General features: G+C 53.5%; 19 protein-coding genes. 8 read left to right on the top strand and 11 right to left on the bottom strand.

What is annotated here, in order from left to right:
* Window positions 1-276 precede the first annotated feature (276 nt).
* From H6F67_RS00750 to crtH, 3 genes are all read left to right on the top strand, one after another.
* Complete coding sequence (locus H6F67_RS00750) at window positions 277-2,142, top strand: serine/threonine phosphatase (protein ID WP_190762342.1); 1,866 nt, start codon at window positions 277-279, stop codon at window positions 2,140-2,142.
* Window positions 2,143-2,145: 3 nt separating this feature from the next.
* On the top strand, window positions 2,146-2,643 hold the full coding sequence (locus H6F67_RS00745) for a GNAT family N-acetyltransferase (RefSeq protein WP_190762340.1): 498 nt from the start codon (window positions 2,146-2,148) through the stop codon (window positions 2,641-2,643).
* Between the two features lie 211 nt (window positions 2,644-2,854).
* A complete protein-coding gene (gene crtH / locus H6F67_RS00740; protein ID WP_190762338.1) occupies window positions 2,855-4,420 on the top strand; it encodes a carotenoid isomerase in 1,566 nt (521 codons plus the stop codon).
* Between the two features lie 26 nt (window positions 4,421-4,446).
* Here the strand turns inward: crtH and H6F67_RS00735 are convergent, their stop codons facing one another.
* The gene (locus H6F67_RS00735; protein ID WP_190762336.1) at window positions 4,447-5,139 is read right to left on the bottom strand and encodes a Rho termination factor N-terminal domain-containing protein; all 693 of its coding nucleotides are present in this window, start codon (window positions 5,137-5,139) and stop codon (window positions 4,447-4,449) included.
* The gene (locus tag H6F67_RS00730) at window positions 5,136-6,467 is read right to left on the bottom strand and encodes an AAA family ATPase (RefSeq protein ID WP_242020430.1); all 1,332 of its coding nucleotides are present in this window, start codon (window positions 6,465-6,467) and stop codon (window positions 5,136-5,138) included. Before H6F67_RS00730 ends, H6F67_RS00735 begins: the two co-directional genes overlap by 4 nt.
* Window positions 6,468-6,922: 455 nt before the next feature.
* Here H6F67_RS00730 and H6F67_RS00725 point away from each other — a divergent pair, with 455 nt between their 5' ends.
* Window positions 6,923-7,138 carry a hypothetical protein gene (locus H6F67_RS00725; protein WP_190762332.1) on the top strand — a complete coding sequence of 72 codons (216 nt, stop codon included), beginning with the start codon at window positions 6,923-6,925 and terminating at the stop codon, window positions 7,136-7,138.
* A gap of 36 nt (window positions 7,139-7,174) precedes the next feature.
* On the opposite strand, the gene nudC is transcribed toward H6F67_RS00725, so the two are convergent.
* Complete coding sequence (gene nudC / locus H6F67_RS00720; RefSeq protein ID WP_199304171.1) at window positions 7,175-7,999, bottom strand: NAD(+) diphosphatase; 825 nt, start codon at window positions 7,997-7,999, stop codon at window positions 7,175-7,177.
* An 81-nt stretch (window positions 8,000-8,080) separates the two neighbouring features.
* Here nudC and H6F67_RS00715 point away from each other — a divergent pair, with 81 nt between their 5' ends.
* Both H6F67_RS00715 and bchD read left to right on the top strand, forming a co-directional pair.
* Window positions 8,081-8,869 carry a class I SAM-dependent methyltransferase gene (locus H6F67_RS00715; RefSeq protein WP_190762331.1) on the top strand — a complete coding sequence of 263 codons (789 nt, stop codon included), beginning with the start codon at window positions 8,081-8,083 and terminating at the stop codon, window positions 8,867-8,869.
* 33 nt (window positions 8,870-8,902) lie between these two features.
* Window positions 8,903-10,930 (top strand): magnesium chelatase ATPase subunit D, encoded by a 2,028-nt coding sequence (gene bchD, locus H6F67_RS00710; RefSeq protein ID WP_190762329.1) that lies wholly within the window; start codon window positions 8,903-8,905, stop codon window positions 10,928-10,930.
* Window positions 10,931-10,985: 55 nt separating this feature from the next.
* Here the strand turns inward: bchD and H6F67_RS00705 are convergent, their stop codons facing one another.
* Window positions 10,986-11,768, bottom strand: coding sequence for an RNA polymerase sigma factor SigF (locus tag H6F67_RS00705; protein WP_190762326.1), 783 nt, complete (start codon window positions 11,766-11,768; stop codon window positions 10,986-10,988).
* A 219-nt stretch (window positions 11,769-11,987) separates the two neighbouring features.
* Here H6F67_RS00705 and H6F67_RS00700 point away from each other — a divergent pair, with 219 nt between their 5' ends.
* Window positions 11,988-12,713 (top strand): Bax inhibitor-1 family protein, encoded by a 726-nt coding sequence (locus H6F67_RS00700; RefSeq protein WP_190762324.1) that lies wholly within the window; start codon window positions 11,988-11,990, stop codon window positions 12,711-12,713.
* 103 nt (window positions 12,714-12,816) lie between these two features.
* On the opposite strand, the gene petE is transcribed toward H6F67_RS00700, so the two are convergent.
* From petE to H6F67_RS00675, 5 genes are all read right to left on the bottom strand, one after another.
* Window positions 12,817-13,230, bottom strand: coding sequence for a plastocyanin (gene petE, locus H6F67_RS00695; protein ID WP_190762322.1), 414 nt, complete (start codon window positions 13,228-13,230; stop codon window positions 12,817-12,819).
* A gap of 138 nt (window positions 13,231-13,368) precedes the next feature.
* A complete protein-coding gene (gene psbV2, locus H6F67_RS00690) occupies window positions 13,369-13,857 on the bottom strand; it encodes a photosystem II cytochrome PsbV2 (protein ID WP_190762320.1) in 489 nt (162 codons plus the stop codon).
* Window positions 13,858-13,946: 89 nt separating this feature from the next.
* Window positions 13,947-14,438 carry a photosystem II cytochrome c-550 gene (gene psbV, locus H6F67_RS00685; protein WP_190762318.1) on the bottom strand — a complete coding sequence of 164 codons (492 nt, stop codon included), beginning with the start codon at window positions 14,436-14,438 and terminating at the stop codon, window positions 13,947-13,949.
* A 550-nt stretch (window positions 14,439-14,988) separates the two neighbouring features.
* Window positions 14,989-16,284, bottom strand: coding sequence for a cell wall metabolism sensor histidine kinase WalK (locus H6F67_RS00680; RefSeq protein ID WP_190762316.1), 1,296 nt, complete (start codon window positions 16,282-16,284; stop codon window positions 14,989-14,991).
* Window positions 16,285-16,468: 184 nt separating this feature from the next.
* Complete coding sequence (locus tag H6F67_RS00675) at window positions 16,469-17,221, bottom strand: winged helix-turn-helix domain-containing protein (protein ID WP_190762315.1); 753 nt, start codon at window positions 17,219-17,221, stop codon at window positions 16,469-16,471.
* Window positions 17,222-17,408: 187 nt separating this feature from the next.
* Between H6F67_RS00675 and H6F67_RS00670 the strand changes: the two genes are divergently transcribed.
* Entirely contained in the window at window positions 17,409-18,716 is a 1,308-nt protein-coding gene (locus tag H6F67_RS00670; protein WP_190762313.1) for a D-Ala-D-Ala carboxypeptidase family metallohydrolase, read from the top strand.
* Window positions 18,717-18,737: 21 nt separating this feature from the next.
* Here the strand turns inward: H6F67_RS00670 and H6F67_RS27550 are convergent, their stop codons facing one another.
* Together H6F67_RS27550 and H6F67_RS00660 are read right to left on the bottom strand one after the other, a co-directional pair.
* Complete coding sequence (locus tag H6F67_RS27550; protein ID WP_190762311.1) at window positions 18,738-19,298, bottom strand: hypothetical protein; 561 nt, start codon at window positions 19,296-19,298, stop codon at window positions 18,738-18,740.
* Window positions 19,295-19,654 (bottom strand): YtxH domain-containing protein, encoded by a 360-nt coding sequence (locus H6F67_RS00660; protein ID WP_190762309.1) that lies wholly within the window; start codon window positions 19,652-19,654, stop codon window positions 19,295-19,297. The genes H6F67_RS27550 and H6F67_RS00660 overlap by 4 nt, the downstream gene beginning before the upstream one ends.
* Window positions 19,655-19,688: the final 34 nt, after the last annotated feature.

Here is a 19,688-nt window from a genome sequence, read left to right as displayed (position 1 = left end):
AGGATGCTGACAAGTGGGCTGACATTGGCCGGATCATTATGCCACGCTTTCTGTAGAAGACAAGTGGGGAGAGTTCAACCGCTGCCTGAGCGATCGCTCGATCGTTAAAAGTGCTTTACGGTAACTTCATGGTGCTAGAGTGCGCTTCATTGTACATCCCGTTTCAAGCCTATGATGATAACTTGTGTACATCGCACTTTTACACGAGCGTTACGCGGTGCGGGACAGCTTGTTTTGATCCGTCTCCAGCCTGTTTAACGAAAGAAGAACTTCAACATGCTTGTTTGTCCTCACTGTCAGTTCAGCAACCCAGACGACCACAAATTCTGTCAGCGCTGCGGCACTTCTTTGACCGAGATTACCTGTCAAGCGTGCGGAGCCGCTGTTGAATTTGTGGCGGAGCAGTGTCACAAGTGCGGCGCAGAAACGGCGATCGAGTGGCGAGCAATTTTGACGCCCAAGCTCGCCGATTGGCCTGCTGCCTCGCCCAATTTTCTAGATGAGCAACAGCGCTATCGTCTGCAAGCACCGCTGCCCACACCGTTGACGAGTGAAATTGAAATGACGGTGCGGGATTGCCAACCGTTTCAAGCGTCGCTGATTGAACTGCTCGAAGCCGAGCCGCTTGAAGCTGAGCCGCAGTTGGCCGCCGTTGCCACCCAAGCGATTCCTGCTGTTGCTCAGCCTTACGTGGAAGTGCGATCGCAATCGCCCGCGCTGCCGCAAATTCACGATGCGATCGAGCAGGCCGAATTCACAGTGGTAATTTTGCAGGATCGATCGCAACTGCCGCCCTTGACGGAAATGTGGAGCAGTGACGAAGTGCTGCCGCTGCAAATGCTGCACTGGATGCACGAAATGGTCGAACTTTGGGGCATTTTGCAGCCGATCGGCTATGCCCACAGTTTGCTGAAGCTGGATAATTTGCGCGTGGACGAAGACCAGCTTTTATCTTTGCAGCGGCTTCATGCGGATGGAACCGATCGATCGCTCGACCTGCGCGATCTCGGCACGCTCTGGCAGCAGCTATTCGCCCAGTCACAGCGGACGCAGATCGGCTCAATCGCGCAGCTTTGCCAGGAAGTTGCGGTTGGGGAACTGAGCGGAATCGATGCGATTCACCAGCAGCTTGAAGCGATCGCCGATCAGTTTCAGCCGACTGCCGATCCGATTATCCTGCCGGATTTGCCGGAAACCGATTTTGCCGCCGCGCCTGAGCCGATCGCGTCCAGTTCAATGCGGCTAGAAATGGGCAACGCGATCGAAGAAGTCAGCAATGAAGGTGACGACGCGCCGACTGTTGTTTTGCCGATGAAGCTGCTCAATCTGGAAGACGCCGGGCGCACCGACATTGGCCGCCAGCGCGAGCGCAACGAAGATTACTTTGCTGTTCACTCGGAAGTGAAAAAGCTGGAAAGTCCGAGCGGGCGATCGCTTCAGGCCAAAGGACTCTACATTTTGTGCGACGGAATGGGCGGCCACGCTGCCGGAGAAGTCGCAAGCGCTTTGGCAACCGACACGATTCGCCAATATTTCGAGACGCACTGGCAAGACCAGCTTCCCAAAGAAGCCCAAATTCGCGAGGCGATCCAGCTCGCCAATCAAGCGATCTATGACCTTAATCAGCAAAACAACCAGTCCGGCAGCGGTCGCATGGGCACAACCTTGGTGCTGGTGCTGATTCACAGTACCGAAGCGGCGATCGCCCATGTCGGAGACAGCCGCCTCTACCGCTTCAGTCGGCGGCGCGGCCTCGAACAAATCACGATCGATCACGAAGTCGGCCAGCGCGAAATTCAGCGCGGTGTGGAACCGGGAATTGCCTATGCCCGCCCGGATGCCTATCAGCTAACGCAGGCGCTTGGCCCCCGCGACGAAAATTTCATCAGCCCCGATGTGCAGTTCATGGAACTCAATGAAGATTTGCTGCTGCTGCTCTGCTCGGACGGACTGACGGACAACAACCTGATCGAAAATCACTGGCGCACTCATCTTGAACCGCTGCTGAATTTCCAAAATTCACTCGACCAAGGAGCCAATCAGCTAATCGATCTTGCCAATCAGTACAACGGCCACGACAACATCACCGCCATTCTGATTCGCGCCAGAGTCCGCCCGAATTTGGACGCGCTCAAGCCGTAATGAATGCGAATTCGCCTGGAACAGCCATCCGATCGCTCCGCCATCGCCACCCTTGTCACTGCCGCCTTTGGTCGATCTGCCGAAGCCGACCTGATCGATCGCATCCGCCACAGCGATCGCGCTTGGCTGAGCCTTGTCGCTGAACAAAACAACCAGATCGTCGGTCACGTTCTGCTGAGCGAAGTCGATTTAATCGGGGAATCGGTGCGATCGGTTTGGGCACTCGCGCCGATCGCCGTGCATCCTGACTGTCAGCGGCAGGGCATCGGGACGGCATTGGTCGCAGCGGCCAGCGAACAAACCACTGCCACCGACTATCCGCTGATCGTCGTGCTGGGACACGCTGATTTCTACGCCCGCTGTGGATTTGCAGAAGCGGCAACGTTCGGAATCACGGCTCCGTTTTCTGTGCCGTCGCCTGCCTTTCGGATCAAGCGATTGCCTGCGTACAAAGGAGAATGGGGGGCGATCGCTTATCCCGCTGCCTTTGACGGACTGTGATTCTGATCGACCTGCTCGTTCTCAGAATTATTTTTCGTCAAATATTGACAATTACTCTCAATAAGACTAAATTAATTTCAGTGTTCTCCTCTCAAAGGATCGGCAGGTGGGATTGGTCGTGGACTAATCCCGCTTTTTTTTGCTTTGAGGGAATGCACAGGCGGCTAGACAGCCTGATAGATTGAAAGATGAAGTTTCTTTTGCCTTGGTAATGTCTGCCGTTTTGCCTACCCCAGATGCGATACCGTTCCGGGACGCCACGATCGAGCCGCGCTTTCCCAGCGGGTCTGAGTTTGACGTGATTGTCATCGGCGCAGGCATGGGCGGTTTGGTGACGGCAACGCAGCTTTCAGCTAAGGGCGCACGAGTTTTGGTGCTGGAGCGCTACATCATTCCCGGTGGCAGTGCGGGCTATTTTGAGCGCGAAGGCTATCGGTTTGACGTGGGCGCGTCGATGATTTTTGGCTTTGGCGATCGCGGCACGACCAACCTTTTGACTCGCGCTCTTGCCGCCGTTGACGCCAAAATCGAGACGATCCCCGATGCCACGCAGGTTCACTATCATCTGCCCGATGGACTGGACGTGAAAGTCGATCGCGACTATGAGAAATTTTTGCAAGAATTGGGCGATCGCTTTCCGCACGAGCGCGAAGGCATCCGCAAGTTCTACGATGAATGCTGGCAAGTCTTCAACTGCCTCAACTCGATGGAACTGCTCTCACTGGAAGAACCGCGCTATCTGACGCGCGTATTCTTTCAGCGTCCGTTTTCCTGTTTGGGCTTGGTCAAATATCTGCCGCAAAACGTCGGAGATTTTGCCCGCCGCTACATCCAAGACCCGACACTGCTCAAGTTCATCGACATGGAGTGCTACATCTGGTCGGTTGTGCCTGCCGATCGCACCCCGATGATCAATGCGGGAATGGTGTTTAGCGATCGACACTATGGTGGCATCAACTATCCCAAAGGCGGCGTCGGCCAGATTTCACAAAAGCTGGTGGAAGGCTTGGAAAAGGCTGGAAGCCACATCCAGTATCGATCGCGCGTCACGGAAATTTTGCGAGAGGGCAATCAAGCGGTGGGCGTGAAGCTGGCGAGCGGCGAAACCTACCGCGCCAAACGCATCGTCTCCAACGCCACGCGCTGGGATACCTTCGAGAAACTGTTGCCCGCTGCCGATCTGCCCCGTCGCGAACAAAGCTGGCAGCAGCGCTATCAAAAATCGCCCAGCTTCGTCAGTCTGCACTTGGGCGTCAAAGCAAACGTGCTGCCTGCGGGAACCGAATGTCACCACATTTTGCTGGAAGACTGGAGCCGCATGGAAGCCGCCGAAGGCACAATTTTTGTTTCAATTCCTACCCTGCTCGACCCGGATCTTGCACCTGCGGGACACCACATCATCCACACCTTCACGCCAAGCTGGATCGAAGACTGGCAAAACCTTTCGCCCACAGCTTATCAGCAGAAAAAAGAAGCCGTCGCCGCGCAGATGATCGATCGCCTCTCTGCCCTGTTTCCCAATCTGGAAGCCGCGATCGACTATCAGGAAGTTGGCACGCCGCGCACCCATCGCCGCTTCCTCGGTCGCGATGACGGCACATACGGCCCGATTCCGTCCCGCAAGCTGCTCGGCCTGCTGGGAATGCCGTTCAACCGCACAGTCGTACCGGGACTCTACTGCGTTGGTGACAGCACCTTTCCCGGTCAAGGCTTAAACGCCGTTGCCTTTTCCGGCTTTGCCTGCGCTCATCGGATTGCGATCGATTTGCGATTGTAATACTGCGTCTTTTTCGGATAGTTGATTTACTTTGAAGGCTTGCTGAGTGCTTCAACAAAATCATTTTTCTTCATCTTGCTGATGCCAGAGATTCCTCGCTGCTTCGCCATGTTTTTCAAATCGGTTGTTGATAGCGTTTTGAGAATAGCGGTGTCAGTAATTGTCTCTGACATCGGCTGAGGAGTGAGGTAAAACACTTGCTTTAGAGCATCGAGTTTTTTGCCTTTTGTAATGCCGCATTTCAGGGTCGTAATTGGCTCCAAGTTTTTCCAGTATTGGCGGGGTGCTTCGTCAATTCTGCTGGTTGCGACCGCCAATCTTACTGATTTCAAAGGGCTTCCGGGCTGCTCGATCAAGAATTGCAGCGCGGCCATGATTTCATCTCGCGATGCTTTTGAAAGATTGATTTTTGGGGTTTGTTCGCCAGCCAAAACTTTCGTAATTTCAGCGGTGTCTTCGCTATCATCTGCAACAATGCACCAAACTCGATCGAGTCCAGCTTCTTCTGCGATCGCATAGATGAATGAATTTCCAATCACCTCATATTGATCTTCACCTGTTTCCTTAACGATGACGGGAATCCAATTGCGTCCACCTTTTTGATTCAGCAAATGTGCAGAAGCTTGAATCAAAAATTCCGGCGCATCCGTTTCTTCACCTGGTTCAATTTCATCCAGATACAAATGCATCAATTTTCCAATGCTGCTGAGGCTACTCATTGTAAAAAGTACTCCTTTGCTAAGTCTTTGTAGTAATCATGGGCTGCTCTGTCTCGATAAACCGCAGGAACACGAGAAAAAGCTGAACTTGCAATGTTCGCGTAGCTCGGTAGTTGATGAATGTGTAAATCTTTTCGGGAAGTGGTGTACTTCGGATAGAAGTAAGGTAACAAGTCACATCCTTCCTTCTTAGCAGTTTTGAGAATGTTGGTGATTTCTTGCTGGGCAACTGCTAGCTGAGGCGCAGTGATTTTTTCTCCATTAAAGAAGATTGGCAATGGAACTGGACTACCATCACCTTTTTCTGCTTGCATTTCAGGAATAAATTTCTTCATTGCTGTCGCTGCATTTTCCAGTGAGAAAAGGTTGTTATGCTTTGTGGGAATGAAAACAACATCGGCAGCGTAGACAGCCTGTTTGCTGAACAGTCGCCAATTTGGAGGCGCATCAATCAAAATGTAATCATACTCTTGCCTTGCGGGGGCTAAGTTGCGATAAAGCGTATTGGGTTTGAAATAAGACTCCAAAAATTCTTCTGATTTACTAGCCAGCATTTGATCAGCAGGAATGATGTCAAACTTCAATTCAGTGTTCGCTCGTCTGACTGGAAAAGAAAAGGTCTGTGCAGTGCTTTGAAACTCTATATCTTTTTCAGTAAGAGCCTTAAAGACTTGATCTTCGCTTAAAGAAAGACCCAGAGAACTCGTCAAATCTTGCTGGTTGGGGTCAAAGTCGATCGCCAAAACTTTCTTACCCAAAAATGCCAGAATAGCTGCAAGGTTGACAGTTGTAGTTGTTTTCCCGACTCCTCCTTTGTTGTTGTAGACGGCGATCGTCAGCGCTTTAGCTGGATTTTCAATTTTTTTGCGAATCGAAGCAACAATCTCATCAATGTTCTCATCATTGAGAGCAAGACACTGTGTTGCTGGAAAAACTACCTTTCCATGCTTCCGAAACAGTTGAATATGACATGAGTTTGTGATGATGCCCCACTGTGCTGTTTTACAATTTGGTGCAAGCAAGTATCGCTTCAACTGATTAACAGTTTTTTGGTAATAAGCAGATTCACTGGATAAATTGATATCTCTGCCTTTTAGCTCCACTAAAAGATAAGAATTTGATTTTGTATAAAGAAAAATGTCATCTCCAACTGTCTTTCGAGCAGCTTTGTCAGCGGCTCCATCACCTGTTGGAAATTGAGGATGAATTTCTTGTGATTGAAAACCTAAAGCTTCGAGTAGCTGAGTTGAAAAATTTGAATCAACAACTGCTTCCGGTGCGTTTTCAGGAAGACTTTGTAGGGCAGATTGAAGGCGTGTGGTTGTCATGCTCATGAGAGGAAGCGGCTTCAGCGATACCTGATGCTATTGTGTGCAATTCACATCGATTATTTCTTCGATTTATCAACAATTCATCAGGAAGATTACCGAAGCTTTATACACTCCTCATCGTCCCAGCAATTCAATTTCCTGATCATTTCCCTTGACAACTTCCGCTCAGCCCAAACTCGATCGCTTGACAAAGCCTCGCGAATCCTCTACCTTCTCTATTTAACGTTGCTTTCCGGCGACGCCACTGAACCTAAAAACTTAGCACGCCGCCCAGGTAAGCTCGGCAAAGCCCCTGAGCAGCTAACCCCCAAACTGGATAGAGGCCAGTGCGGAGGCTAATGTTGGATTTTAACATCCTGCTTAGCCGCCTCACTTCTTGCTGCGCTTGCAGCACCAGACGGGGCGGCTAGGTTTTTGGGTTTTTCCTATCCACTCAACCAGGAGAAAACCCAATGACAGACTCGAATTCAGGCGAATCCAAACCGAAAAAGCGCAAAGCCGAAATGGTGCGAATCGTGATTTACGGAACGCAAGACGGAACCGAGCAAATCATCCGCGAATTTTATCTGTGTCGCTTTTCTGCGCCGAGCGAATGGGGGCCGATCGTTCCCGTTTCCGGCAGCAAAACAGATGAAGTGTCGCGCACCTACACGCGCCGATTGCGCTAGTTGATGACACACGGGCGATCGACCTCAAAGCCTTCTTTAAGGATTTAGGGCGCTTTCGATCGCCCCAAACACAAACGCATCAATCAGCTTGCGAGCGATGCTAATTCTGGGTGGAATCGGCGGCAAATTGTGTTTGTGAAACCATTTTGCATCGGCAATTTCTTTTTCTTCAAGAGCGATCGAACCGCCCGCATAGTCTGCCATAAATCCGATCATTAATGAGTTTGGAAACGGCCAAGGCTGCGACCCGAAATAACGAATATTTTTCACCTCAATGCCGACTTCTTCACGCACTTCGCGCACAACTGTTTCTTCTAGCGATTCTCCCGGTTCCACAAATCCAGCGAGGAGGCTGTACATTCCAGTCGGAAATCGATGAGCGCGAGCCAGCAAAATTTCTTCACCGCGCGACACCAGCACAATCATCGCAGGCGAGAGGCGCGGATAGTTTACCAAGCCGCAGTTTGGACAGCGCTTCGCTCGCTCATCCGGAAGCTGAGTCATCGGCGTGGCGCAGTGTCCACAAAATTGATGCGTCCGATCCCACGCGATAATTTGGACGGCGCGACCCGCGATCGCAAACTCCTCCTCAGTCAAACTGCCGTAAAGCTCTCGTAGTCCCAACAGCGCAAAGCCTTCCGGCGCGATCGCATCTTTCGCCAGTTCCGCCGAAAAGCACGATCGATCGCCCAACTGTCCGAGGTACTGAGTCCGAATCGGTGCGAGATCGATCGCGCTGGGAATTTCGTAGCGCTCCCCAACTTGCCGCACCAAAAGTTTGTTGCCCGCAAACGCAAACCACAAGCTTGATTGCACTTTTTCGGGCGGCGCAACTCCAGAAACAAACGATCGAGACATCATTGCTTTATAAATAGTTCGATCGCCATTATTGCCGATTGCTCAAAATCGCTACACTGAACCACGAAAAGTTGTTGATGCTTTATGAGTGCTGCCAATTCTGATTTGCCGCCGCTGTATACGCAAAATCCCCGCGATCGCTTTTCCAACCGTGCCGAAGACTACAGCCGCTATCGTCCGACTTATCCGACTGAGGCGATCGACTGGACTCTAGATGGACTGAGCGATCCCGCGACTTTAACGATTGCCGATATCGGGGCGGGAACCGGAATTTCCTCGCGGTTGTTGGGCGATCGCGGTGCAACAGTTTGGGCGATCGAACCGAATGAAACAATGCGATCGGCAGCCGAACCGCATCCGCGAGTCGAGTTTCGATCGGGCACGGCAGAAGCAACCGGACTCGATGCAAACTGCGTAGATCTAATTACGTGCTGTCAGTCATTTCACTGGTTTGAGCCGATCGCCACTTTACAAGAATTTCACCGCATCCTTCGATCGGGCGGGCGAGTTGCCCTGATGTGGAACGAACGCGATCAGGCCGATCCCTTCACGGCAGAGCATACGGCTGTGATTCGCAAAGCGGCGGCAACTGACTTTTTTGATCATCCTAGCCGCAAATCGGCTGATCCTTTGTCTGAGAGCGATCGCTTCACCGACTACCGCAAGCAGTCTTTCCCCAACCAGCAACCGCTTAGCCTCGACGCGATGATCGGCCTTGCCCTCAGCGCTTCCTACATTCCCAAATCTGGCGCAGTTTACGAACAGCTACTCGTTGATTTGCGGGATTTGTTCGATCGCTGGAATCAAAATTCGATCGTGACGCTGGTTTATCAGACAAACGTTTATCTTGCCGAAGCAATCACGCAATCTTGATATGCTGAAGATCGATTCGCCCATTTGATTGACATGCCTGCAACCGTCCCAACTGCTTTTCCGCTGACTGCCGTTGTCGGCCAAGACGCGATTAAACTTGCGCTTTTGCTGGTGGCGATCGATCCCGCTTTGGGCGGCGTTGTCATTGCCGGACGGCGCGGAACCGCCAAATCTGTAATGGCTCGTGCCCTTCATGCGCTTCTGCCACCGATCGAAATTGTCCAGGGATCGCGCTGCAACGCCGATCCGACGCAGCCGCAAAACTGGGACGATGAAACGAAATTGCAGATGGACGATACCGTTCCGGGAGCGCTACGCGATCGTACCGACATCCCGACAACCGTGATCCCCGCGCCATTCATCCAAATTCCGCTCGGTGCAACGGAAGATCGCCTGTTGGGATCAGTGGATGTGGCGCAGTCGATCAAGACCGGAGACACCGTATTTCAGCCGGGACTGCTGGCCGAAGCGCATCGCGGAGTCCTTTATATTGACGAGATTAATCTGCTGGATGACTCGATCGCCAATTTGCTGCTGAGCGTGTTGACCGATCGCCGCAACCAAATTGAGCGCGAAGGCATCAGCTTTTCCCATCCCTGCGAACCGCTGCTGATCGCCACATACAATCCCGAAGAAGGCGAACTGCGGCAGCATTTGCTCGATCGAATTGCGATCGCCCTGTCTGCCGATGCCGCTTTGGGATTGGATGAGCGCGTCATGGCGGTGGAGCAGTCGATCGCCTACGCTGCCTCTCCTGCCGATTTTCTGGCTCAGTATGAAGAAGAAATTGACGGGCTGAAAACGCAGATCGTGCTGGCTCGCGAATGGCTCAAAGACGTGCAGATTCAGCCGGAACAAATCGCCTATCTCGTCAACGAAGCGATTCGCGGTGGTGTGCAGGGACATCGCGCTGAACTGTTTGCCGTAAGAATTGCGAGGGCACATGCTGCGCTCGATGGTCGGACGGTCGTGAATGCGGATGATCTGCGGCGGGCGGTGGAGTTGGCGATCGTGCCGCGCTCCACCATTGTCCAATCTCCCCCTGAAGAAGCTCCGCAACCACCTCCGCCGCCGCCACCACCTCCACAAGATCAGCAGCCGGACGAAACCGAGGACGACAAAGACGAAGAGGACGAAGACGACCAGCAGCAGGAACCACCCAGCATTCCGGAAGAATTCATCTTTGACCCGGAAGGCGTGATTCTCGATCCGACCGTCTTATTCTTTGCTCAAATGGCGAATCGGCAAGGCAAATCTGGCTCCAACAGCTTGATCTACTCGGAAGATCGAGGCCGCTATATCAAGCCGATGCTGCCGAAAGGTCAAGTGCGCCGAGTTGCAGTCGATGCCACATTGCGGGCAGCAGCTCCCTATCAAAAAGCGCGACGGCAGCGGCAACCGCATCGTCGCGTCGTGGTGGAACAAACGGACATCCGCGCCAAGCGTCTCGCTCGCAAAGCCGGATCGCTGATTATTTTCGTCGTCGATGCGTCCGGCTCGATGGCGCTAAATCGAATGCAGTCGGCCAAAGGTGCAGTTTTGCGGCTGCTAACGGAGGCGTATCAAAATCGCGATCAGGTTGCCCTAATTCCGTTTCGGGGTGAACAGGCCGAAGTTTTGTTGCCACCGACGCGATCGATCGCCGCTGCTCGTCGCCGCCTCGAACGAATGCCTTGCGGCGGCGGTTCTCCCCTCGCGCACGGTTTGACGCAAGCGGTACGAGTTGGGGTGAATGCGCGGCAGTCCGGCGATGTGGGTCAAGTGGTGATCGTGGCAATTACGGATGGGCGCGGCAATATTCCACTGGCGCGATCGCTCGGTGAAACGATTCCTCCCGATGAAAAGCCCGACATCAAAGCGGAACTGCTTGATATTGCGGCCAAAGTGCGGCTCAGCGGCATTCAGCTTTTGGTGATCGACACGGAAAACAAATTCGTCTCAACCGGATTCGCCAAAGAACTCGCCAAACATGCCGCAGGTAAGTATTACCATCTGCCGAAAGCGAACGATCAGGCGATCGCCGCGATGACAAAAGGCGCGATCGCAGACTTAAAGCGCTAGACCCTTCAAAGTCCCCTACTCGCGGGGGATTTAGGGGGCGCTCCAATCTGTGCTGCTAGGGATCGGTTTGCACCGACTGCGGCTGAAGCATCGCCATCATCTGATCGAGGCCGCGCTGAATTCGGCGCGTCACGGTCATCGGACTAACACCAATGCGGGCAGCAGTTTCTTTGCGCGTCAAGCCGCTGAAGAAAACAAATTCGATCGCCGCTCTGGTTTTGTCTTCAAGCTGCGACAGAGCGCGATGAAGCTGCTGCGAATCTTCTTCCAATCGCTGCAAAGCTTGGTGGTGCGTGTCGGGCAAAATTTCACCGAGCGTCACGGTAGAATCGATCGACTGACTGACGGTGGCATCCAGGCTGAGGGGCGATCGATTCTTCATCGCGATTTTCAGTTGGCTCCACTCCTGCGGGGAAAGATTGATCGCAGCGGCAATTTCCGCATCTTGGGGGGGGCGACCCAGCGTTTTTACCAGTTCGCCTCTGGCTTTTTCGCTGGCCTTGTGAAGTTCTTGCCAGCGACGGGGCAGTTTTACGGCACTGCTGCGATCGCGTAAGTAGTGCAAAATCTCGCCGCGAATATACGGAACGGCAAACGAGCTAAAGGCGCAGCCCTGAGCCGGATCGAAACGCTCGATCGCCCGAATCAATCCGAGGTAGCCAATCTGTTCGAGGTCTTCGTAAGGCTCCGCGCACTGGTGGCTGAGGCGATGCGCCAGCTTGCGGACTAAACCCGCATTCAGGCTAACCAGTCGATTGCGAAGCTGGATTGACGGATTTTGCTGATATTCAATCAGCAGATCGAGAGCGTGCGAGCGAAGGGAATGGGGAGCCGTCATCTGAAGATACCTTGCGTCCGATTTGGCTCAATTGTCCGTATTCCTCTGGGTAGACACCATCGTTAATTCACGGTGATCTCGTCAGGCGATCGCTCTGCGCCCCGTGTAACCACGCAATCTGCCTTTGGGTAGAGAAGAACGCCCGACTAGCAGGTTCATCGGTTCGTGCGTCAAAATAGGCTCAAGTTTAGTTTGACCAAATTTTTGGGAGAAATACTTGTGGCGAATACCAGCAATTTCCGCAGCGCCATTCGAGACGCGAAAACTCAGGCACTTGTCGGCCCCAACGTCATCAAAAAAGCGCTGCCTTTCTTAGGCGGCGGTTTGGTGCTGACGGCAGTGGGAACGTTTGGCGGTTTGAACGTTTTGGCGAGCAATCCAAGGTTGTTTATGACAACCTTCTGGGTGGCAATTATTTTGAATCTCGTGTTGTTCTTCGTCGCCAGCAGTGTGGCTCACAAAGGCAACAACAGCACAGCCCTGCCGCTGCTGGCAACCTACAGTTTGCTGACGGGCTACACGCTCAGCGGACTGGTGTTTGTCGCGCTGGGAACGTCGGGCGTCGGCATCGCGGGCGTTGGCTTTGCGGCCTTGGGCTGCGGCGTGACGTTTGCGATCGCTCGGCAAATCGGCTCAAATCTAGGAGAGCGCGATGGCCTAGCCCTAACGCAAACCGTCAGCTTGGGCATGATCGCGCTATTTGTCGTGATTCTGCTTCAGCTTGTCCTGAGCTTTTTTGGCATTTTTACACCGACTGCGCTTGAAATCGGAATTTCTGCGCTGGGCGTTTTCCTGTTTGCCGGAGCTGCGGTTGTGGATTTCTTCATTCTGCCGCGCAGCTATCGCGACGATCAGTATCTGCCTGCTGCTTTGTCGATGTATCTGACCTACGTGAATCTGTTTGTCTTTATTCTGCGGCTGCTGATTGCGTTTAATCGCGATTAGATTCGGACACAGCTTAAACGTCCAACAGCTTAAATCGTAAGAAGAAGGGGCGATCGTACACTGTGCGATCGCCCCTTCTTCGCAAATTAAAACTTAGAGAGTTCTACTGCACGGTGATTTTGCCAACCATGCCTGCGCCTCGGTGAGGAGCGCAGTAGTAGGTGTAGTCTCCTGCGGGCACATCCGAGAAGGTGATGTCAAATGATTCGCCCGGAGAGAACATCAGTTGATCGTGCGACAGCTTGGTTGCCAGCGCTTTGTCGCCGCCGGGAATCGATTTGTCATCAAAGATGACGTTGTGCGGAGGCAATTTGTTGTTGCTGAATTTGACGGTGTCACCTTGCGAAATGGTCAAGGTGGGCGGGTCAAACTTCAACATGCCATTGTCAGCGCCTAGTTTGACGGTGTAGGTTTCAGCCGAGGCTGGCGAAACGACCAGCAAAAAGCTGGTGACGAACACAACCACCGTACAAACAACTAGGCTTAAACCCCGTGTGACTAAAGCAGTCAATTTCATGTGTACCTCAAGGAGATTTAAGCGAATTTTGTTGCTTTATCTCGATCTTACCCTGGAAATATGACGATTTTGAAACGCTGGCCGGGGAATTTCGACAGGCTGTCGTAGAAGCCGAACTTTTGCGATCGAAAGTTATTCCTAGAACTTTGCTTGACCCCAGCCGGGCGCTTTCTCTGCCGCCCGCAAAATGAACGCTGAAAGATTTTCGACTTCCGCCTGCGACATCCAGCTTTCTGGGACTTGCCGACACCAAAAGGTTTCTTCGCTGCCGTCGTAGGTCATCGGCTGACGCAGGAAAGCAACCAAGCTGCTGATCGTGTCGCGAGGCGGGGTGGCCTGCTTGAGCGCGTCGATCGCCAAAGTCACGGTCGGCTCTGGCAAAGTCGCGCCGCCGACATGACAATTGAGGCAGCTATCTTCAAACAGCCGTTTGCCTTCCGAAAGATCCTCGATCGTGAAAGTACGAGTTTGATCGCCATCGATCGCCAATTCCACGGGTTCCCGCGCATCGAGATAGCGGGAAACATACGGATCGATCGCGGCCTCTGCCATCGGACAAATCGCGAGCCATAGAATTGCCAGCAGAACAGCACAGCGAATCTTGATCGAGAAAAATGATCGCCACATATTGCACATCCGATTTAGGCATGAGAAAGGGGCAGGCGATCGAAATGCACTGCCCCAGTAAACCAACAGCTAAACGAAGCTAGCCGAATTTAGTAGTAGATTTTGCCGCCGCCCCAGCGATCGCCCAGCACTTTTGGCTGAAGCAGAATGTGACCTGCAATGCTTTCGAGGTCGTCTTCGGTCAGGTTTCGCATCTTGGGGAAGATGTCGGTGCTTTGCGTGCTGGGGTGCAGCTCAGCGATCGAATCTTGCCCATCATAGGTGGTGGGGTTGTGCATGTAATCGACCAGCGCTTCGACGTTATCGCGACGCGGCGAGGCGAGCGCGAGAGCTTCGGGGTCGAGGCCGACGTTGGGGTCGGTTTTGGTGACGCCGCCAACGTGACATTGGCCGCAGGCATAGTTAAACAGGCGCTTGCCTTCTGCCACTTGTTCTTGCGAGAGGGTGATTGTGTCACCGTCTTCGTTTAGGGGAATGGTGCGGGTCGCCGCATCGAGTTCAGCAGCGATCGCGCCATTCACAAAAAGCTGCAAGGCCAAGCAAATCGTGACTACAGCAAGCCAAACAAACCGCTTCAGCATGGTTCTCCTTCAACACGTAGCTTTGTTCGCAGCAACTCAACTTCAGCAAAACTCAATCTTATGAATGGGTGAAACCAGTCTGAGAATTGACTGACTGGGCATCGTCAGTTCGTTCGGGATCGATCTGACCAAACCCAAATTGTTATTAAGGACGGGGCACAAAATTGAGTTGCTTCTTTCAATATCATGCCATCGATTCGCTCTCTTTCCCCAGGCTGATGCGGTTGGGATCAATTGCGTTTAGCGCGATCGGCACAATTACTTACTGTGATTTCAGATACAGATTGTGGAGCTTAGCGGTAGAGAGAAAAGCTTTTTCTGTGAGGGAGCGATCGAGGTTGAGATTGCTTCTTGTTTCCGAGCCAGTGGAGGCTAGGGGCGTTGCCCCCACACACACCTCCAACCCCAGCAGGGAGATTGCATTTCCCTTTGCTACGCAAGGTCGTACTCGTGGGTGTCAATGTGGCGCTTCGCATTGGCTGTGCCGACCGCGACCCTCGTTTCCGAACCGCTGCCTTCTGTTTACCTGCCTTTTGTCAACACTTAATCCCTAACTCCTAACCCCCGACTCGATCGGCAGCCAAACTTGCAGCCAAGCTCCGCCTGTCTCTGGATGGTTGTCGGCTGTGACCTTGCCTGCGTGAGCTTCGATGATTTGCTGGACGATCGCTAAGCCAAGGCCGCTGCTGCTGCGGTGTTGCGGTTCGGTGCTGGCGTTGGAGGAATCGGGCGATCGCGCTCTGGCCGGATCAGCTCGGTAGAAGCGCTCAAAGATATGGGGGAGATCGGCTTCGGCGATGCCCAGGCCAGCGTCGATTACTTCGAGGTGGGCGCAGGCTTGGTGATTGTCAGTTTGAAGGTTGAGCTTGACCTGAATGGTTTGACGGGGCGGGCTGTATTTGATGCTGTTGTCGAGCAGGTTAATCAAAACGCGAAACATGCGGGGTTCGTCGATCGCCAGCACCAGTGCATCAACGCCGCAGTAGGCGAGTTGCAGATGCTTTTTGCTAGCAAGCGGTTCTAGGTTCAGCCAAGCGGCTTCAATCAGTTCGACCAGATCGACCTGCTTGAGGTTGAGGCGATGCGGCAAGCCTTGGTCAAGCTGGCTGAGGTCAAGCAGGTCTTGGACGAGGTTTCCCAACCGAATCGTTTCGTTGACCAGTCGATCGATCCAGCCGCGCATTGAAGGGTGTACTCGCGTTTGCAAGGTTTCGGCTACAAGGCGAATCGAGGTGAGCGGCGTTTTGAGTTCGTGCGCCACGTCGGATGCCCAGCGATCGCGCTGCTGCATCAGCGTGGCGGCTTCGAGGCGATTTTCGAGGAAGATTCCCACCTGCCCGTCGGGGAGGGGAATGCCGTAGCCGCGCAGCGGATATTCGACCTGGGGCTGGCTGGCGTCGGGGCTAACGGGAAAGAATGTCCAGTCGCGATCGCGTCGTTTTTCGGTTTGCCGAGTTTGCTCGATCAGCTGATCGAGTTCATACGATCGCACCAGTTCCAGCAGCAGGCGCGGCGGCACATAGCGCTCTTGGGGAATTTGCAAAATCTGCTGTGCCAGTTCGTTGCACCACAAGAGGCGGTTTTCATCGTCTACCTGCAAATAGCCAGTCGGCGCAACCTGCAAAATTTGCTGATAGATGTCGATCTGCTGTTCTAGCTTTTGCTGAATGCGCTGCTGGTCAGCGATCGCCAAAGACAGTTGTGACTCGCTGGGCAACGCTGATTCATAAGCGCTTGTTTGCAGTTTGCGTAGCAAAAAGCGCATCTTGGCTTGCGATCGTCGCTGTTGCCACCACAGCAGCAGCAGCCCAAGCAGTAAGCCAAAGAAGAACCATAAAATTTGCATTCGACAGCGATCGCAGCATTTCCGTTATTTTAGTCTGGTGCGGATTGCGATCGCCTCGGCCTGCCAAATCGTCTGCTGTGGATCGTGAATCAAATCCAAAACTGGTGTCTAGAAAGTGAAACAAAGCCGCACTTTACTAAATACAAAAACCTAGTTTTAAAGAATTCGTGATCCTACTTATCGATCAGCCGAAGCGGTAGCCAAAGCCGCGCACAGTCATGAGATATTGCGGATGGCTCGGATCGGCTTCGAGCTTTTCGCGCAGCCAGCGGATGTGCACGTCAACCGTTTTGCTGTCGCCCATAAAGTCCGGTCCCCAAACGCGCTCGATCAGTTGCTCGCGCGACCAAACGCGGCGCGGATGGCTCATAAACAATTCCAAAATCCGAAATTCTTTCGGCGACAGGGCGATTTCTTCGCCGCGAACGGTGACGCGACATTCCTGCGGGGAAAGCTGGATGTCTTGATATTTCAGCGTTGAATCAGATTGCGGCGGCTGGCGGTGGCGATGACGACGCAGCAGGGCGCGACAGCGAGCAACCAGTTCGCGCATTCCAAATGGCTTGGCGAGATAATCGTCTGCGCCCACTTCCAGACCAACAACGCGATCGGTTTCGCTGCCTTTGGCACTTAGAATCAAGATCGGAACGCTGCTTCCGGCATGACGAATCAATCGGCACAAATCCAGCCCGTTCACGTAGGGCAGCATCAGGTCAAGGATAACCAGATCGAACGAGGCGAAATCGAGGTAGCTGCTTTCGCCTGTTTTGCACACCAAATCCAGCGCACTGCGGCCATCTTCGAGCGGAACCACTTCGTAGCCTTCTTCCGCCAAAGCCAGAGTCACGGTTTCGCGAATTAACGCTTCATCTTCAACCAAAAGGACTCGCCCCAATTTGACATCGTTCTGCGGTTTCGATGCTTCTAGCGTTAGCATAAAGTGCTGGATTGAGAATTTGGCAATTCCACTTGATCTTACCAACGAGTGTTGAATTTTCGTTGACCCCAGCAGAAATCCTTCATTTTTTTGTCATATTCGCTACAGCTTCGGATTTCTTCGGGCAAAAGCGCGATCGCCTCGGCCAAATCTTGCTACGATTTGCGGTATTTGAGCAGGCGATCGCATGGTTGAGCAAATTCTCAGGGTCTTAAACAACACGGTTTTCAAGCTGCGACCGGAACTGGCAGCAGACCTCCAGCCCGAAGAACTCTACACGGTTCAGGCTGGAGCAACGTATGAAATCGCCAACTATGCCTATGCGGGCGTGAATGGCGACTTCAACGGCCACATCAAATTTGCCTTGAAAAACACGGCCATTCGCGGCCTGAATACCTGGTACGTCTATCGGCTCGATGCTCAGGTTGAGTTTGACGGCGAAGTGGTCTACCCGCGAGAAGACCAGGAAGCGCTGCCGATCTTGCGAATTAATCAAAACACGTTGTTTAAACAGCGTCCTGTTGATTCTGACCAGCTTGCGGCAACTGAAAAAGCCGCCGTCACGCGAGGCCAAAGTTTCCGGCTCAACTCGTATGCTTATGCAGATGCTCAGGGTGATTTCAGCAATCACGTCAAGTTTGCCCTGCGCGATCAAAAAGACTTTATTCGCGGGCGAAACACCTGGTTTGCCTACGATCAGCACATCTACATCGAGTTCGACGGCGAGATCGTTTATCCGCCTGAACCTGCCGATATGCCGATTTTGCGAATCACGGAAAATACGGCGTTTAAGCGGCGACCGATCGCACAGTCCAGCCTGCCTGCCAACGAAGTCGCTCCCGCCTCAGACGGCAGCACCTACAAGCTGTTGTCCTACGCTTATGCCGATGCCAGCGGCGACTTCAACAATCACATCAAAGTCACGTTTCGCTATGAGAAGGACTACATTCGCGGCCTGAGTACCTGGTATGTGTACGATCGCCATGCTCGTGTCGAACGCGCAGGCAAAGTCGTCTATCCACAGCCCAACCCAACGCCTTCGCCGTCACCAACTCCCACACCCCTCTACAGCGGCAAAGCTTTTAAGCTACCGGGCAACGTCAGCACGTTCTACACCGACCAGCCGATTGTTCCGGGCGGCAGTTTCACCTGGGGCGAAGCGACCAAGGATGCGACGCGCATTCCCGCCAACGAAGACGTTGTGGACAACATCATTGCTCTTGCTCGCCAGCTTCAGCGTGCCCGAAATCAAATCGGGCGTCCGTTTTTGATCAATTCCTGGTATCGTCCGCCTCGCATTAATCAAGCGGTCGGCGGCGTTTCCAACAGTCAGCACCTCTACGGCAGAGCAGCGGACATTCAAGTGCCCGGATTCAGCGGGCGGCGAGTGGCGAATGCTGTGATTAGCTGGTGGCCGGGGGGCATTGGCATCTATAGCCATTTGCCCAACGTGGTGCATCTCGATGTTGGGCGGCGACGGACTTGGGGAATTTAAGGGGGTGCATGAATCGATCGCTCAGGAACGATCGATCGGGTAGGATTCTTCGGCGGTCGAATCGTCCCATTCGGGCGCTTCGGGGTCGTAGGGGTCACGATATTCGGGCGGATATTCGTCTCGGTGCGATCGATGCGATCGATTGTCAAAGTCGATCGATTGGCGGGTGCTGGCGGGCAAACGATTGGCTTCCGGTTCGCGATCGAGCGATCGGCGCGGGGGACGGCGAAAGGTTTTCCAGGCGGCTTTCACGCCTGCAAACACGCTGCGAGTGGTGGTTTGGGCTTGCTGTGCCTGTCGCTGTACGCCGCGCAAGCTTTGATCAACTTGCTTGACGACCTGTCCGGCAGACTGGACGCCCTCGCTGACTTCATCTGTTAAGTCAGTGATTTCAATTCCGGTCAGGCGAATCGATTCGAGCGTCGGCGGCAGTTCGCGATTGAGCGTGTCAAACAGCTTTTCGGCACTGCGGGCGGCGCGAGCCAGTTCGCGAAAGGCGGGCAGGGCAGCAAACAGCATTGCCGTTAAACTCACGGCAACCAGCAAAATTGACAGGCCAAGCCAAAAGAGCGGATCAATCACGGTTCCGATCGAGCATCACGAACAGGACGAGCTTCGGCGGTGCGCGGTTCTATGCGGCTTTCGTCTTGCCGTTCGCGCTGGCTAGCTTCGATTCCGGCTGCGATCGATTCTTTCAATCGCGCCAGCGTGCCGTCCCAATTTCGCAAAGCGGATTCTGAAAGGCGATCGGCCTGAAGCTGCACGCTAGTTGAGAGATCTTCGGCGAGTTCGGGCAGGGCGTCGGCAGATTTTTTGAGCAGTTGGCGCGTTTCTCGACCGGGGCGCGGAGCGATCAGCAGACCAGTGACGGCTCCCATGACGGCTCCGACCAGCATTCCGCCGACAAATAATCCGGATGAGCCTCGATTGTCTGACATGGTTTTTTCTTGAGAATCGCGATCGCTAGCTTCA

Origin of the sequence: Microcoleus sp. FACHB-1515 (assembly GCF_014696105.1) — a bacterium.
GTDB lineage: Bacteria > Cyanobacteriota > Cyanobacteriia > Elainellales > Elainellaceae > JAAUTJ01.
Note: the sequence above shows the minus strand (reverse complement) of the source record. Positions and strands in the feature narration are given on the sequence as shown.

What these genes read in the sequence shown, in the direction of transcription:
- H6F67_RS00750 (WP_190762342.1), top strand. Translation starts at nt 277, where the DNA reads ATGCTTGTTTGTCCTCACTGTCAGTTCAGCAACCCAGACGACCACAAA.
- H6F67_RS00745 (WP_190762340.1), top strand. Translation starts at nt 2,146, where the DNA reads ATGCGAATTCGCCTGGAACAGCCATCCGATCGCTCCGCCATCGCCACC.
- crtH (WP_190762338.1), top strand. Translation starts at nt 2,855, where the DNA reads ATGTCTGCCGTTTTGCCTACCCCAGATGCGATACCGTTCCGGGACGCC.
- H6F67_RS00735 (WP_190762336.1), bottom strand. Translation starts at nt 5,139, where the DNA reads ATGAGTAGCCTCAGCAGCATTGGAAAATTGATGCATTTGTATCTGGAT.
- H6F67_RS00730 (WP_242020430.1), bottom strand. Translation starts at nt 6,467, where the DNA reads ATGACAACCACACGCCTTCAATCTGCCCTACAAAGTCTTCCTGAAAAC.
- H6F67_RS00725 (WP_190762332.1), top strand. Translation starts at nt 6,923, where the DNA reads ATGACAGACTCGAATTCAGGCGAATCCAAACCGAAAAAGCGCAAAGCC.
- nudC (WP_199304171.1), bottom strand. Translation starts at nt 7,999, where the DNA reads ATGATGTCTCGATCGTTTGTTTCTGGAGTTGCGCCGCCCGAAAAAGTG.
- H6F67_RS00715 (WP_190762331.1), top strand. Translation starts at nt 8,081, where the DNA reads ATGAGTGCTGCCAATTCTGATTTGCCGCCGCTGTATACGCAAAATCCC.
- bchD (WP_190762329.1), top strand. Translation starts at nt 8,903, where the DNA reads ATGCCTGCAACCGTCCCAACTGCTTTTCCGCTGACTGCCGTTGTCGGC.
- H6F67_RS00705 (WP_190762326.1), bottom strand. Translation starts at nt 11,768, where the DNA reads ATGACGGCTCCCCATTCCCTTCGCTCGCACGCTCTCGATCTGCTGATT.
- petE (WP_190762322.1), bottom strand. Translation starts at nt 13,230, where the DNA reads ATGAAATTGACTGCTTTAGTCACACGGGGTTTAAGCCTAGTTGTTTGT.
- psbV2 (WP_190762320.1), bottom strand. Translation starts at nt 13,857, where the DNA reads ATGTGGCGATCATTTTTCTCGATCAAGATTCGCTGTGCTGTTCTGCTG.
- psbV (WP_190762318.1), bottom strand. Translation starts at nt 14,438, where the DNA reads ATGCTGAAGCGGTTTGTTTGGCTTGCTGTAGTCACGATTTGCTTGGCC.
- H6F67_RS00680 (WP_190762316.1), bottom strand. Translation starts at nt 16,284, where the DNA reads ATGCAAATTTTATGGTTCTTCTTTGGCTTACTGCTTGGGCTGCTGCTG.
- H6F67_RS00675 (WP_190762315.1), bottom strand. Translation starts at nt 17,221, where the DNA reads ATGCTAACGCTAGAAGCATCGAAACCGCAGAACGATGTCAAATTGGGG.
- H6F67_RS00670 (WP_190762313.1), top strand. Translation starts at nt 17,409, where the DNA reads ATGGTTGAGCAAATTCTCAGGGTCTTAAACAACACGGTTTTCAAGCTG.
- H6F67_RS00660 (WP_190762309.1), bottom strand. Translation starts at nt 19,654, where the DNA reads ATGTCAGACAATCGAGGCTCATCCGGATTATTTGTCGGCGGAATGCTG.